The 14,732-nt window shown below is 27.5% G+C and carries 14 protein-coding genes; 4 read left to right on the top strand and 10 right to left on the bottom strand.

The window, feature by feature from the left end; all coding sequences use genetic code 11:
* Nucleotides 1-79: 79 nt before the first annotated feature.
* Nucleotides 80-1,855 carry a signal peptide peptidase SppA gene (gene sppA / locus ICMP_RS01090; RefSeq protein ID WP_041068999.1) on the bottom strand — a complete coding sequence of 592 codons (1,776 nt, stop codon included), beginning with the start codon at nucleotides 1,853-1,855 and terminating at the stop codon, nucleotides 80-82.
* 785 nt (nucleotides 1,856-2,640) lie between these two features.
* Between sppA and hpt the strand changes: the two genes are divergently transcribed.
* The 3 genes from hpt to ICMP_RS01075 all read left to right on the top strand — a co-directional run bounded on the left by hpt (nucleotide 2,641) and on the right by ICMP_RS01075 (nucleotide 4,955).
* Complete coding sequence (hpt, locus tag ICMP_RS01085; RefSeq protein WP_041068996.1) at nucleotides 2,641-3,177, top strand: hypoxanthine phosphoribosyltransferase; 537 nt, start codon at nucleotides 2,641-2,643, stop codon at nucleotides 3,175-3,177.
* An 87-nt stretch (nucleotides 3,178-3,264) separates the two neighbouring features.
* Complete coding sequence (locus ICMP_RS01080) at nucleotides 3,265-4,188, top strand: ABC transporter ATP-binding protein (RefSeq protein WP_041068993.1); 924 nt, start codon at nucleotides 3,265-3,267, stop codon at nucleotides 4,186-4,188.
* On the top strand, nucleotides 4,185-4,955 hold the full coding sequence (locus ICMP_RS01075) for an ABC transporter permease (RefSeq protein WP_041068991.1): 771 nt from the start codon (nucleotides 4,185-4,187) through the stop codon (nucleotides 4,953-4,955). The genes ICMP_RS01080 and ICMP_RS01075 overlap by 4 nt, the downstream gene beginning before the upstream one ends.
* Nucleotides 4,956-5,403: 448 nt before the next feature.
* On the opposite strand, the gene ICMP_RS01070 is transcribed toward ICMP_RS01075, so the two are convergent.
* The 7 genes from ICMP_RS01070 to dksA all read right to left on the bottom strand — a co-directional run bounded on the left by ICMP_RS01070 (nucleotide 5,404) and on the right by dksA (nucleotide 12,084).
* Complete coding sequence (locus ICMP_RS01070) at nucleotides 5,404-6,597, bottom strand: ribosomal eL19 family protein (RefSeq protein WP_041068988.1); 1,194 nt, start codon at nucleotides 6,595-6,597, stop codon at nucleotides 5,404-5,406.
* A 65-nt stretch (nucleotides 6,598-6,662) separates the two neighbouring features.
* Nucleotides 6,663-7,475 (bottom strand): exodeoxyribonuclease III, encoded by an 813-nt coding sequence (xthA, locus tag ICMP_RS01065; RefSeq protein WP_041068985.1) that lies wholly within the window; start codon nucleotides 7,473-7,475, stop codon nucleotides 6,663-6,665.
* Between the two features lie 201 nt (nucleotides 7,476-7,676).
* Nucleotides 7,677-8,525: a pantoate--beta-alanine ligase gene (gene panC / locus ICMP_RS01060; RefSeq protein WP_041068982.1), complete on the bottom strand. Its 849-nt coding sequence runs from the start codon at nucleotides 8,523-8,525 to the stop codon at nucleotides 7,677-7,679.
* Nucleotides 8,526-8,544: 19 nt separating this feature from the next.
* Complete coding sequence (panB, locus tag ICMP_RS01055; RefSeq protein ID WP_148310056.1) at nucleotides 8,545-9,339, bottom strand: 3-methyl-2-oxobutanoate hydroxymethyltransferase; 795 nt, start codon at nucleotides 9,337-9,339, stop codon at nucleotides 8,545-8,547.
* A 72-nt stretch (nucleotides 9,340-9,411) separates the two neighbouring features.
* A complete protein-coding gene (gene folK / locus ICMP_RS01050; protein ID WP_041068975.1) occupies nucleotides 9,412-9,897 on the bottom strand; it encodes a 2-amino-4-hydroxy-6-hydroxymethyldihydropteridine diphosphokinase in 486 nt (161 codons plus the stop codon).
* Complete coding sequence (gene pcnB, locus ICMP_RS01045; protein ID WP_052456808.1) at nucleotides 9,897-11,225, bottom strand: polynucleotide adenylyltransferase PcnB; 1,329 nt, start codon at nucleotides 11,223-11,225, stop codon at nucleotides 9,897-9,899. Before pcnB ends, folK begins: the two co-directional genes overlap by 1 nt.
* A gap of 400 nt (nucleotides 11,226-11,625) precedes the next feature.
* A complete protein-coding gene (gene dksA / locus ICMP_RS01040; RefSeq protein WP_041068971.1) occupies nucleotides 11,626-12,084 on the bottom strand; it encodes an RNA polymerase-binding protein DksA in 459 nt (152 codons plus the stop codon).
* Between the two features lie 331 nt (nucleotides 12,085-12,415).
* On the opposite strand from dksA, the gene erpA reads away from it, so the two are divergent.
* Entirely contained in the window at nucleotides 12,416-12,760 is a 345-nt protein-coding gene (gene erpA / locus ICMP_RS01035) for an iron-sulfur cluster insertion protein ErpA (RefSeq protein WP_041068968.1), read from the top strand.
* 40 nt (nucleotides 12,761-12,800) lie between these two features.
* On the opposite strand, the gene mtnN is transcribed toward erpA, so the two are convergent.
* Together mtnN and dapD are read right to left on the bottom strand one after the other, a co-directional pair.
* A complete protein-coding gene (mtnN, locus tag ICMP_RS01030) occupies nucleotides 12,801-13,517 on the bottom strand; it encodes a 5'-methylthioadenosine/S-adenosylhomocysteine nucleosidase (protein ID WP_041068965.1) in 717 nt (238 codons plus the stop codon).
* Between the two features lie 78 nt (nucleotides 13,518-13,595).
* Entirely contained in the window at nucleotides 13,596-14,420 is an 825-nt protein-coding gene (gene dapD / locus ICMP_RS01025; RefSeq protein WP_041068962.1) for a 2,3,4,5-tetrahydropyridine-2,6-dicarboxylate N-succinyltransferase, read from the bottom strand.
* Between the last annotated feature and the right edge of the window lie 312 nt (nucleotides 14,421-14,732).

Genomic DNA, 14,732 nt, shown 5'->3' with positions numbered 1-14,732 from the left:
CATATGCTATCATGGATGTCAATTAAACTTTTCCTAAATATTTCATCAAATTTGAATGAATAGAATAATAAGTAGTTTTCTAATCACTATTAGACACCAAATTCAATGAATTACTTATCGATTTAAAAGTATCCAATAACGACCTAGCAAAATCATTAGACTCACCACTATTATCATATACTACTCTTCTGGGTTGGAAAATATTTGAAGTATTATAATTTACACACCATGCTACGTGCGAATCTGTTATATTTCCTAATTCTATTGCTTTTGCAATAGCATCATCCAAATCTCCTAAAGAATCGATTAAACCATTATCCATTGCATCTTTTCCAGTCCATATACGTCCTTGAGCAATATTATTAATTTGATCAAATGTTTTATTACGTGATTCAGCTATCATTTGTACAAAATGCTTATAATTATTTTCCAGAATAATTTCTAGCATTTCTTTTTGTTCTGGAGTTAATGGTTCTTCAGGTGCAATGCTATGTAATGGTGAAATAGAAACTCCATCTCTATGTATACCTAAAAAATTAAGAATTTTTGAAAAATTATTTATTATATTAAAAGCACCTATTGATCCAGTCATTGAAATAGGATTTGCTATAATATAATCTGCAGCACTAGCAATCAGATAAGCTCCGGAAGTAGCTGCGTTTCCCATGGATACTACTATTTTTTTTCCTGATTTTTTCAATAAAATTACTAATTCTCTAATTTTTAGTGAACTAAAAAAGTCACCTCCTGGACTATTCATACAAAGAATGACAACCTTAATATTTTTTTTCGATATAAGTTCGTTCATTTTATGACAAATATTATCTAATTTAGCTCCTCTATTAATTAGAAAATTAATTGATATAATATCAATATTAGTATTATTATCTTCTACTGATACATTTTCCGGTGTAATATAATCAAACATATTGATAATGTTCAAATGTTGATTTGATTCATCCATACCAACTATAGATTTTAAATTTTCCTTGAATTCATATTCAGAACAAATATTATCTACCATATGATGATTAAGTGCATATTGTGATGAATCTCCGAGCATTTTTAATTCATTCAACTTATTTCTTATGTTCGTAGGAAAGATATCTTGCACCGAAGTATGTCTATTATTTGCAATAGTCTCTATAAATCTGTTCCAACGTTGCTGAATCACAGATAAAGAGGCAATTTTATCCTCTTTAGACATATTATCGCGGGTAAAAGGTTCTGTAGCAGATTTATAAATCCCTACTCGAAAGATATAAGGAACTAATCTAAATATTCTCAGTAGACGATTGAAATAAATATGAGATTCTGTTAATCCATGTAGATCAATCTCTGAGAACCTTTCTAAGTTAATTTGTGTAGCATAACTAGCCAGATAATATCTTTCTTGATCATAATTACATGAATATACATAAATAGGTTTACAACTGCTAAAATCTTTGAGATATTTGCCAACATATTCTAAACAAGTTTGATCAGCGCCTGTAAAATTATGTAGATTCATTAGAATACAACTAATTGTTGAATCAGACTTTGCCTTATTAATTATATTAGCTATTGTATACATAGAGTTCATATTAAAGGAAGGATAGACTTTTTGCTGGTATATGCGGATGTCATAAGGATCTTCATCCACAATAGGGCCGTTTATATTTAGTTCTAATGCTCTTGGTTTAGTAGTAATTATAAGCGAATCCTGGCTATGGTTTTCTATGGGTATCCAAAAGGATACAATAAAAATAACTATTAAAATAGTTATTTTTTTATTAATTATAAATTTTGCTATTGCATTAACAATGTTAACCATGTAAATATAAACATTATAAATCATTCTCCATAAAATATACATTAGAGATGCTCCACACTGATATTTACTCTATCATAATTAATATACTTCAGTAATAATATTATTTCTTCTATAATCAAAAATATATTATATAAATCACTAATTAAATTTAATTTTCTAAATTATTTTAGAAATTATAAAAATTTTTGATTTAACTAGAAATTTTCTTTTATCATCATTGTTATTATTTATTTGTGGTAATTAACTAGTAATTACAGTTATTTCCTTAATAGAACTTAATTGAGCAAAAATGATTCTTTTTTGTTATTTTTTAGTATCTTGATCAGCAAATTTACTATTTATTCTAATAAGAGTATTTTGATAAATAAAAGTTAGATCACTTATTTATTATAATATATTTCATATATTAATTTATTTAGTTCTTCTCTAGGAAACATATCATGTACTTTTGTTTCTTATAATCTGATAATATCTAGATTATTTTGTAACTAAAGTTTCAATCTAACGCAATATAACTCTTAACTCATTGATATTAAAATACATCACCTTCATGTAAATATTAAGCTTAAAAATAAATTTGACATGGATATGTATTTTATATCAAAAATGATTTTTCTATTTAATAGAATTAGTATTCTATCATAAATTACACATAATAAGATTATATATTACTTATAAATATAATAATTAATATTTTTAATTAAAACTAACATAATTTATAATCAGATAGTATGTATCTGGATAAAGTTTCGTATATCTTTATATATACATGATCAAGTTAAAAAATTAATTTTATTTTAAAAATTCTACTGTGAGATATTTCACTTGTGAAACATATCGTTGAAGTTTTAATTGATAGAAATAAACTTAATGCTCGTGTTATTGAATTAGGCAAGGAGATTGCAGAGCATTATCAAAATAATAATAATAAGATGGTATTAATCGGTTTACTGCGTGGTTCCTTTATCTTTATGGCGGATTTGTGTCGCAATATTAAGATAGAACATGAGATCGATTTCATGACTACATCTAGTTACGATAATCATATGTATGCTTCTCATGATGTCAAAATTCTCAAAGATTTAGACGAAAATATTTATGGTAAAGATGTGCTTCTTGTAGAAGATATTATAGATTCAGGCAATACTTTAAATAAAGTAAGAGAAATTTTATTTTTAAGACAGCCAAAATCATTATCTATTTGCGCTCTATTGAGTAAACCACAACATAGAAAAGTTAATATAGCTGTTAAATTTGTAGGTTTTTCTATTCCAGATGTATTTGTAGTAGGTTATGGATTAGATTATGCTCAAAATTATCGCTATTTACCTTATATTGGTAAAGTCGTGATGATAAATGAATAAAAATATCATACTGATAATTACGTCTAATAATATGAGAACCATATATAAATCTCAATAGATTGTTTAATATGTGGTATTTAATAATATATGAAATATGCTGTTGAAATTCATAATTTAAACAAGATCTATTCTAATGGAATTGTGGCTCTCAAAGGAGTAGATCTTAAAGTAGAAATAGGTGACTTTTATTCTTTATTAGGAAAGAATGGAGCGGGAAAATCAACTACTATCGGAATTATAAGTTCCTTAATAAGGAAAACATCTGGAAAAATCAAGATATTTGGTTCTGATATAGAATTAGATACTTTTAATGTTAAAATGCAAATAGGAGTGGTTCCGCAGGAATTTAATTTTAGTCAATTTGAAACAGTGGAACAAGTAATAACCACTCAGGCTGGATATTATGGTATAGGAAGGAAAACAGCATTTTATCGCGCAGAAAAATATTTATCTCAGCTGGATTTATGGTCTAAACGACATGAGCAATCTCGTTTGTTATCAGGTGGAATGAAAAGACGTTTAATGATTGCTCGAGCTCTTATACATCATCCTAAATTACTAATCTTAGATGAACCTACTGCTGGTGTAGATGTTGAACTACGTCGTTCTATGTGGACATTTTTAAAAGCACTAAATAAAAAAGGAACTACCATTATTCTTACCACGCATTATATAGAAGAAGCAGAAATGCTGTGTCGCCATATTGGAATAATGAGAGATGGACAGATAATAAAAAATACATCAATAAAATCCTTGCTTAAGCAACTCCAGTCTGAAACTTTTATACTGGATTTTACAAAAAAAATACCAATGCCATATCTTCCAGGGTTTAGATATCGCTTAATTGATTCTACTACGATAGAAGTAGAAGTAACACGTGAACAAGGCTTAAATCGTTTATTTAAATATTTAAGTATGCAGGGAGTAGAAGTGTTGAGCATGCGTAATAAATCTAGTAGATTAGAAGAATTTTTTGTCAGCTTAGTACAAAAGAGAGAAAAATTATTATGATGTGTTGGTATTGGATTGCTTTAAGAAGTATTTTGTATAAAGAAATAAATAGATTTATGCGTATTTGGATACAAACTATTTTACCTCCCATAATCACTATTATATTATATTTTTTTATATTTGGTAATATAATGGGACGGCGCATAGGAGATATAAATGGATATTCATATATGCAATTTATTTTACCAGGATTAATCATGCTATGTGTAATTACTAATTCTTATTCTAATGTAGCTTCATCTTTTTTTAGTTCTAAATTTCAACGTAGCATTGAGGAATTATTGGTTTCTCCTGTATCTACTAATATGATTATTATTGGTTATGTCGGTGGTGGAGTATTACGGGGTATATTGATAGGCGCTTTAGTTTCATTAGTTGGGTTGGCCATTTCTTCTTATCAAATATATAATTTGTCTATATCAATTGTTACAATAGTATTAACTGCTATTCTTTTTTCTTTAGCTGGTCTATTAAATGGAATATTAGCACGTAATTTTGATGATATTAGTATTATTCCTACTTTTGTATTAACTCCAATGATTTATTTGGGTGGTATATTTTATCCTATAAAGTCCTTATCTCATTTTTGGCAATTTGTTTCTAAATTTAATCCAATTATTTATATAATAAATGGCTTTAGATGGGGATATATAGGTTATAAAGATATACCTTTACAGGTAACTATACTTATTATTAGTTTTTCTATAATATTTTTATATATGCAATCTTTGATTCTAATAAATAAAGGGAAAGGATTAATTAGTTAAGTAACTTATGACGAAAGTTACTTTTTTATCAATTAATCTGGTTTTATCAAGCTTATAATAATTGCGTATTGCAAAAAAACGTGCTATTTGTAAATATATTGCATCGCAAATTATCAAAAAAATAAATTTTAAAACCGCATTATTTTAATAGAATTTCATATTCCGAAAAAATTTTTCTATACACTATCGTTATTTTAATTATTTGGCTATCATTTTTATGATTTTATTGAGGATAAAGTATATATAGCCAATTTTTTCCTCAACTGTTAAATATTTATTACAATAATTTACTATAAAAACAAGTTATGTTAATTAAATATTGAAATATCAATGATTAATTTTGTAAATTAATACTTTTAAAAATTCTTTTTCCCTGAATTAAGTAATATTTTAATTTGCTAATCAAAGTGGTAAGTTTCACAAAAATGTTTAAGAGTTTTATATAGATTTATTTGTTTGGAGCTGAAGGTGTAGACCAATTTATGTTTATTCGGTAATCAGTTACATTATTTAAACCTATATGCCTACTTAATGAAACCTGTATTTTTTTGAATAGCAAGAAAGTATAGTTATGGTTTTGATCCACATTGAACGGTATAAACGCTTTATCAAATAAGGGCTTCAGAATGCGATTAGCATAGTTCTGATGATTAGTATTAGTATCATTTTGACTTTTTCCATCAGTAAAAAAGTAACGATTTAGTGCATCTAACTGAATGAATGCTTTATTTGGATCAAAATTTTTAACAATTTTATTAGCAAATTCTTCACTATCTATTAGCAGTTTTTTAGCCTCAGTCTTTACAACAGTATTTTCAGCAGTCTTTACAGTATTTTCAGCAGTCTTTACAGTATTTTCAGCAGTCTTTACAGTATTTTCAGCAGTCTTTACAGTATTTTCAGCAGTCTTTACAGTATTTTCAGCAGTCTTTACAGTATTTTCAGCAGGATTTACAGTATTTTCAGCAGGATTTACAGTATTTTCAGCAGGATTTACAGTATTTTCAGCAGGATTTACAGTATTTTCAGCAGGATTTACAGTATTTTCAGCAGGATTTACAGTATTTTCAGCAGGATTTACAGTATTTTCAGCAGGATTTACAGTATTTTCAGCAGGATTTACAGTATTTTCAGCAGTCTTTACAGTATTTTCAGCAGGATTTACAGTATTTTCAGCAGGATTTACAGTATTTTCAGCAGTCTTTACAGTATTTTCAGCAGGATTTACAACTAATGCTGCTGTACTTTTTTTTATATATGGAATGCGATGATTCGATGGTGAAATAATTTTACCATGTGTATGTATAAAACTGTTATCAAAAAAATTATTTATATAATCTCGATCCTTCTCAGAATGAGTAGGAGAACGTTTGAGACTTATATAAGTGTCATGAGTATATTTGTGGACATTTGATAAAAATTCATTCATAAGTTTGTTATTTATTTTTGATGTTTCTCTTGATTTAGTAATAAAAACCATATATTTATTGTAACTGTTGTTTTCTGTAGGAATCCAGCCGAATACTATAAGAAAAGCTGTTAAAATTATTACTGATTTATTAATCGTAAATTTTTTAATAATATTCATAGTTTTTAACTTCTCAGTCAAAATATTATGAATTATTTTCGATAAAATACCCATTGAAGATACTCCACATTAATTTAAAATAATACTCTATCATAATTAATACAGATTATTTAAAATAGTTAATCCAAATCAAATTTGGCCCATATAGGAGCATGATCTGATGGTTTATACATGCTCCGTATCTTATAATCAATACCTGTCTCCACACAACACTTAGCAAGTATACTGCTTACTAAAAGTGAATCAATACGTAATCCTCTGTTATTAACAAAATTGTTTCCTTTATAATCAAACCAAGAGAATCTATTCTTTACATTTGGATTATGAAAACGCCATATATCTATTAATCCCCAATCAAGTAATTTTTTAATCCAAAATCGTTCTTCAGGAAGGAAAGAACATTTCCCTATTTTTAACCACTTTTTGTATTGTGTTTCACCAATACCAATATCATTATCAGTTGCACTAATATTTATATCACCAATAATTAATATTGGAGTATTTGCGGTTAATTTTGTTTCTAAATAACTTTGTAAATCATGAAAAAATTTTTCTTTAGCTGCAAATTTTATTTTATCATTGCGATTATTTCCTTGTGGAAAATAACCATTAATTATAGTAATGTTCCCAATGGGACTGATGAATTCAGTAATTATGATTCTTTTTTGTGATATTTCAATATTTTCATCAGGAAATCCATAATATATTTTAATAGGAGAATGTTTACATAGAATAGCAACGCCATAATCTTTTTTTTGTCCATAAAAAAAGGTTTTGTAGCCTAATGTATTTATTTCTTCTCTGGGAAAAAAATCATCATGTACTTTTGTTTCTTGTAATCCTATAATATCTGGGTTATGTAACCTAACTAAAGCTTCTAGCTGATGCAATCTAGCTCTTATTCCATTAATATTAAACGAAATTACTTTCATGCTGTAAATCCTTTTTCATGAAAATATTAATTTTAACATGCATATTTAAATATATTTATTTACTAGCTATTCTATAAGATATAGAAGATATTCTCTTTATAAGAGAATATCTTTTTTTAATTGTTTATATAATATCATTTAGTTTAAATAAAGACTATTAATTAATTAGTTAAGTCATCAAAAATTTATAAAACCCTATATTTATAAATATAGGGTTTTATTATCAATTAATCTAGTTTTACCAAGCCAAGCTGCAGCTATAATAACTGCACAATCATCGTGTTCTTTTAATATATCTAAAGAGATTGGATGACAAATTGTCAAAATATCTATTTTAAAACCGCATTTTTTCAATAGAATTTCACCTTCTGAAATAATTTTTTCTATGCACCATTTGCGTTCTTTTAATTGTGTGGCCATTATGTTTATGGTTTTATTGAGCATAATAGCCAATTTTTTTTCTTCAGTTGTTAAATACTTATTACGGGAGCTTAGTGCAAGACCATCCTTTGTTCTTAAGGTTGGAACACTAATGATATTGATATCATAACCCATATCAACAACTAATTTTTTAACAATAAATACTTGTTGAAAGTCTTTCTCTCCAAAATAAGCAATATTTGGTTTAATAAAATTAAACAATTTGCTAATTAAAGTGGTAACTCCACGAAAATGTTTAGGACGGTTTACACCTTCTAGTATTCTAGAATATTTGGGTACTTCAACATATGTATGATTTGATATTCCTTCTGGATAAATACTAGATATTGAGGGAGAAAATACTAAATCAACATTGTTTTTTTTGAGTTTAATATAATCTTCTTCTAAACTACGTGGATAAATATAAAAATCTTCATTTTTATCAAATTGCATAGGATTAATAAATATAGATACTATAACGATATCTGCATGCTTTCTTGCTGCTGCTACCAGACTTAAATGACCCTCATGTATACTACCCATAGTAGGGACTAAGGCAACATTTTGGTTTTTCCTATGCCAATGTTTTATTACAAAACGCAATACACAGATAGATTCAACAATTAGCATACAAATTACCCTAATTTCTTTATTGAAAAGTGTGTTCTAGAGAAGGATATTTGCCAGATTGTACTTCATCAATATAACAACGTATAGCAGATCTAATATCATTGCTATTTTTAAGAAAATTTTTTGCGAACCTAGGAATTAAATTACCAGTAATACCTAATAAATCATGCATAACAAGAATTTGACCATCTGTTACATTACCACATCCAATACCTATAACTGGTATAGTTAATGTAGTAGTTATAATTTTTGCTAAATTAAAAGGCACACATTCTAGTACGATTAATTTAGCTCCTGCAGATTCTAGTGCTATTGCATCTGAGATTAATTTTTCTGCAGAATCTTTATTACGACCTTGAACTTTATATTTACCTAAAATGTTAATTGATTGAGGGGTTAAACCTAAGTGCCCACAAACTGGTACTGATCTTTCTGTCAGCATTTTTATTGTATGACATAACCATTCACCACCTTCTAATTTTACTAGATTAGCACCAGCACGCATTACAATTTCTGCGTTCTTAAATGCTTTAAGTGGTGTTGAATAACTCATAAATGGTAAGTCCGCTAGTAATAATGCTTTTGGTGCACCTCTTCTCACTGCAGAAGTATGATAAGCAATGTCTTTAATCCTTACAAACAAAGTAGATTCATAACCTTGTAAAGTCATTCCTAAAGAATCTCCAACAAGTAATACTTGTATTCCTTCATTATAGAATAGGCGAGCGAAACTAAAATCATAAGCAGTAAGAGCAGCAAATTTATGGTTGCTAGCTTTCCATTGAAAAAGATCCAAAATAGTAGTTTGCATTATGTACTCACTATTTTACTAATTTTTGATAAATGTTTACTTACTTATAGTAGACAATAAAAATTGCAGTAATATTTATTTATTCCAATATTGAATGTTAGTTGAATCTAAATTATTCATACAAAAGATAATAGAACGTCCGTCAGGTAAATGTAAATCCGGAGAAAGCTGTATTAAAGGTATAAGTACAAATGCACGGTTGTGCATATCATAATGTGGAATTTTTAAGAATTTTGTATGGATTGTACTATTACCAAATAGTAATAGATCTAAATCTATGTTTCGAGCTTGCCATTTGTTTTTAGTACGCAACCTACCTTGTTTTAATTCAATCTGTTGAATATAATTAAATAACACTTCTACAGATAATTCTGTTTGTAACATAATTACTGCGTTGAGGTAATCTGGTTGTTTATGACCTCCATAAGGAATGGTTCTGTAAAAATCAGAAGTTGCTATACGCTTAGTACGGGGTATTTTATCTATATAATTCAGTGCAATATGAACTTGTAATAGTGGATTTGCTAAATTACTACCGATAGCAATATAAGCTATTGTCATTATATTAAAATACTATTGTTATAATTATTAGATAGACAATATATATTTTCACTACGTATGATTGTGGAATCACTGCTAATATCTTTTAACATAATTTTCTGTTGATGAATAGTAGCTATTTGAAAATTTTGCCACCATTTTGCTAAATATAATAATTGTGAGTTATTTTCTATAATAGCACGTGAATACAATAAATTATAAGCAGCATGAAATTTAGGATGTTTCATTAACTTCCAAGCATATTTTCCATGTATACACGCTATACGTAATTGTAAATTCCAAATATCTTTGATAAAAGTGATAATCTTTTTAGGAATAGCAATTTTTTTAGAAGCTTCACTTAATGTATTATTTATAGCCATAAGGAACGCATCGTAATATAAAATGTTTTGTTTTTTAATAATTTGCTCAGTTAACTCTATTTGAGGATACCAAAACATCGCTGCAAATAAACACGCGGTATTAAGGATAATATCATTGTTATTGTGTTCATCAGCTTGTTTAAGTACGTGTATGACCATCTTATCTATAGGAGTACCGTTTTCATTAGTGAAGTAATGGGTTAGAGTTGGAAAAAGTAATTGAAATAGTTTATATTTACGTAGCATTAAATAAGTTCTATAACCATATCCATTATGAAAAAGTTTTAAAAATTCTTCAAATAATCGTGCCGGAGGAATATTATTTAGAAGAATAGCAAGATATGGTATGGGTTGAGCTGTTTCTGGTGCAATATGCATATTTAATTTAGCAGCAAAACGTACTACTCTTAGCATTCTAACTGGATCTTCTCTATATCTCATTTCAGGTTCACCAATAAGACGAATAACTCCTTGCTTAAGATCTTGTAACCCTCCTACATAGTCGCGAATCGTACAATCAGTGATGCTATAATAAAGACTATTAATTGTAATATCCCGGCGATGAGCATCATCTTCAATAGTTCCAAATATATTATCTCTTAATAACATTCCATTTTTACTATACTGAGAAGTATTTTTATCTGTTTTTTTTTGTGCTTTATTAAATATATGATGACCTCTAAAAGTTGCTACTTCAATTATTTCATGTCCAAATATTATATGTGTTAAACGAAATCGTCTACCTATTAGACGACAATTACGAAAAAGTTTTCTTAATTGCTCTGGAGTAGCATTAGTTGTTATATCATAATCTTTAGGATGTTTTCCTAATAGTAAATCACGCACACTACCACCTACTAAGTAAGCTTCATAACCTAGTTTATTCAAGCGATGAAGTACCTTCAACGCATTTTGACTGATGTTTTTGCGATAAATATTGTGACTTTTATGAGAAATGATGATCATAGCTGGTTTTATATTAACAGTTACTAATTATCTTTCAATAGGGATTGATAAATCTATAAAATAATTTATATATCAATGACAATGATATTGTATCAAAATTTAATTAAAAGAGTATTTTTATTTTTACTTTTTTCAAGTAAATAACAATAATTTTTATTCCTTATTTAAAGAAATTATATTCAAATAATTGATAAATATCAATCAAGATATTTATTCTATTTGATATAATCATATTAAAAATAAGTTTATTTATACTGCTATTTACCTTTTTATTTAATCAATACATGTATTTAGTATGATTGTAAACGTATTTTACGTTAATAGCTTTAATCATTAAACTTCATTACGATATGATCTTGAAAATTGTACTGAACAACAGTTATATTTGACTTTTTAATATTTAACCAGCTATTTGTTTTGCTCTCATTTCTGCTACTGTTTTACAATCTATGCACAGATCAGCAGTAGGACGTGCTTCTAAACGACGAATACCAATTTCTACACCACATGATTCACAGTATCCAAAATGATTTTCTTGCAGATTTTTTAAAGTTTTTTCTATCTTTTTTATTAATTTACGTTCACGATCACTATTACGTAGTTCTAAATTAAATTCTTCTTCTTGAACAGCTCGATCTACTGGATCAGGAAAATTTATAGCTTTATCTTGCATATAAGAAAGAGTTTTGTGAATTTCTTCTTTTAACTGCTTACGCCAAGTTTCTAAAATTTTTTTAAAATGATTTATTTGATTTTGGTTCATATATGGTTCTCCTTGCTTTTCTATATAAGGTTGAACACCAGCTAAAGAGAAAAGACTTAACGAAGATAATATCTTTTGTTTTGGTTTTAGTTGCATATACTTTCTCCTAATAAAAATTATTATATATATTTAGTCATAAATTTTAACAATCAATAATATTTCATGTTTATTTACTTCTATAGTGTAAATAGAAATTTTTAAATTTCAAATAATTCACTAAAGATATTTATCAATATACATGTCTAATATATAAATTAAGGGATACACATAATTAAATGTATTTACAAGTTAATATTGTTGTGTATGGTTACTAGCCATCAGCTATACTAAATAAATTATCTAGTTATAAGTAAAACATAAATACCAGAAAAATTAATGAAGTAATATTAATTTAAACAAATATAAAATTTACTAATTGAGGTATCATATGTTTGATAATTCATCAATAAAATTAAAATTTACTGATATAGCAGCTGATAAAATAAAAAAATTAATTAGTAAAGAAAACAATTTTTCCCTCAAATTACGTATATATATTTCAGGTGGTGGTTGTAGTGGATTTCAATATGGATTTCTCCTTGATGATAAGGTTAATAAAGATGATGTAATCATTGAGAAAAAAGGTGTGGCATTGGTAGTAGATCCTATGAGTATACAATATTTATTAGGCGCTTCAATAGACTATGTTGAAAATATCAAAGGTTCACGTTTTGTAGTAATAAATCCCAATGCTAAATCTACGTGTAGTTGCGGGTCATCATTTACCATATAATAACAATTTTTATATCTTTTAACAATAAGAATAAATAATATTAACTAGCAAATATACCATCTGAATGTCTTAATTTAACCATTAGATGATCTATCATATAAAATGATCTTTGTGCCGCTTCATTTAAAAAAGTCTTAAAATTTAAATGTGATTGGCTATCTGCTAAATCAGAAATAGAACGAATTGCTACAAATGGTATCCGAAACTGATAACATACATGAGCAATCGCTGTTGCTTCCATATCTACTGCAATAGCTTTAGGAAAAATCCTACGTATGTTTTTCAGTTGTTTTCCGCCATTAATAAAGGTATCTCCACTAATAATTAATCCACGTAAAATATTTATTTTTAATTCTTTAATAGTAGATTCCACTAAGGTAATTAATTTTCTATCTGCCGTGAAAATTTCGGGACAACCTGCCATTTGTCCTGGCAGATAACCAAAAGCAGTAACATCTACATCATAATAAAGTAATTCCTCAGATACTACTATATCTGTTGTTTTCAATAATGGTGATAAACCACCAGCTGATCCTGTATTAATAACTATATCCGGTTGGTAAAATTTAAGCATTAAAGTAGTACTAATGGCAGCAGCTGTCTTACCGATATTTGATTGCAATATAATTACCTTTATATCATTTAAAATTCCTGTATAAAAGTTATAACCTGCTAATATTTTTTTTTTCCTATTTTCAATTTTATTAATCAGGAAAATAATTTCTTCTTCCATGGCTCCAATTAGGCCTACTTTCATAAATTACTCCAGAATATTTTTAGAGTGATCTATTATAGTGGACCGCCTGCGGTAGCGATCCATATTAGCTGTTTATGCTTAATCGATTATTCTCAGCAACTCATTGATACTGATTTTTTTATTTGTGTCTTTGTCAACTTTTTTTACAATTATTGCGCAGTATAAACTATATTTGCCATTTTTAGCCGGTATATTGCCAGGAATAACGACAGAACCTGCCGGTATACGTCCATAGTAAATTTCGTCTGTTTCACGGTCATAAATTTTGGTACTCTGACTAATATATACTCCCATAGAAATGACTGAACCTTCTTCGACGATTACACCCTCTACGATCTCCGATCGTGCACCAATAAAACAATTATCTTCAATAATGGTAGGATTATTTTGGATTGGTTCTAGTACTCCTCCTATACCTACACCTCCAGATAAATGAACATTTTTACCTATTTGAGCACAAGAACCTACGGTAGACCATGTATCAATCATACTACCTTCATCAACATATGCACCTATATTAATATATGAAGGCATTAATACTGTATTACGTCCAATAAATGCTCCTTTACGCACAGCGGCGGGAGGAACAACTCTAATTTTTTCTGTTTTAAAGCGAATATCATCATATTCCGAAAACTTCATAGGTATTTTATCAAAAAATCTTGTTTCAGAACCTGCCATAACCAGATTATCATTAACGCGAAAAGATAGCAATACAGCTTTTTTTAACCATTGATGTGTTATCCACTTCCTACCGATCTTTTCGGCAACACGTAGGATACCTTTATCCAATAACACCATTACTTGATTAACAGCATTATAAGTTACAGGATCGGTATTATTTGGTGTAATTTTATCCAGATGTTCGAAAGCAGACTCAATAGTACTCTTTAATTGTTGCATAATTTTTCCTAAATTCGCAATGCGAAATAGCACAGATATATTAGTTATAAAAATCCCATTAGATATATTTTAATAAAATTAGCAATTTAGGAATATTCTATTCTAAATATGATAATTTATACCACATATAATATATATATACATTATAATGTAACATACATTTTACTATTTAAGTGAATATTTATTTCAAAATTGAGTTTTTCATATAATGTAGCAATATATATTGCTATATATATAATATTAGATATACATTTTATTTGTAAAAATTTAATAGTTATTTGGTAATTAAATTAGATTTTATAAAATAACATT

This window comes from Candidatus Ishikawaella capsulata Mpkobe, assembly GCF_000828515.1.
Taxonomy (GTDB): Bacteria; Pseudomonadota; Gammaproteobacteria; order Enterobacterales; family Enterobacteriaceae; genus Ishikawella; species Ishikawella capsulata.
The sequence above is the reverse complement of the archived record's forward strand: the minus strand, read 5'-3'. Positions and strand labels throughout refer to the sequence as shown.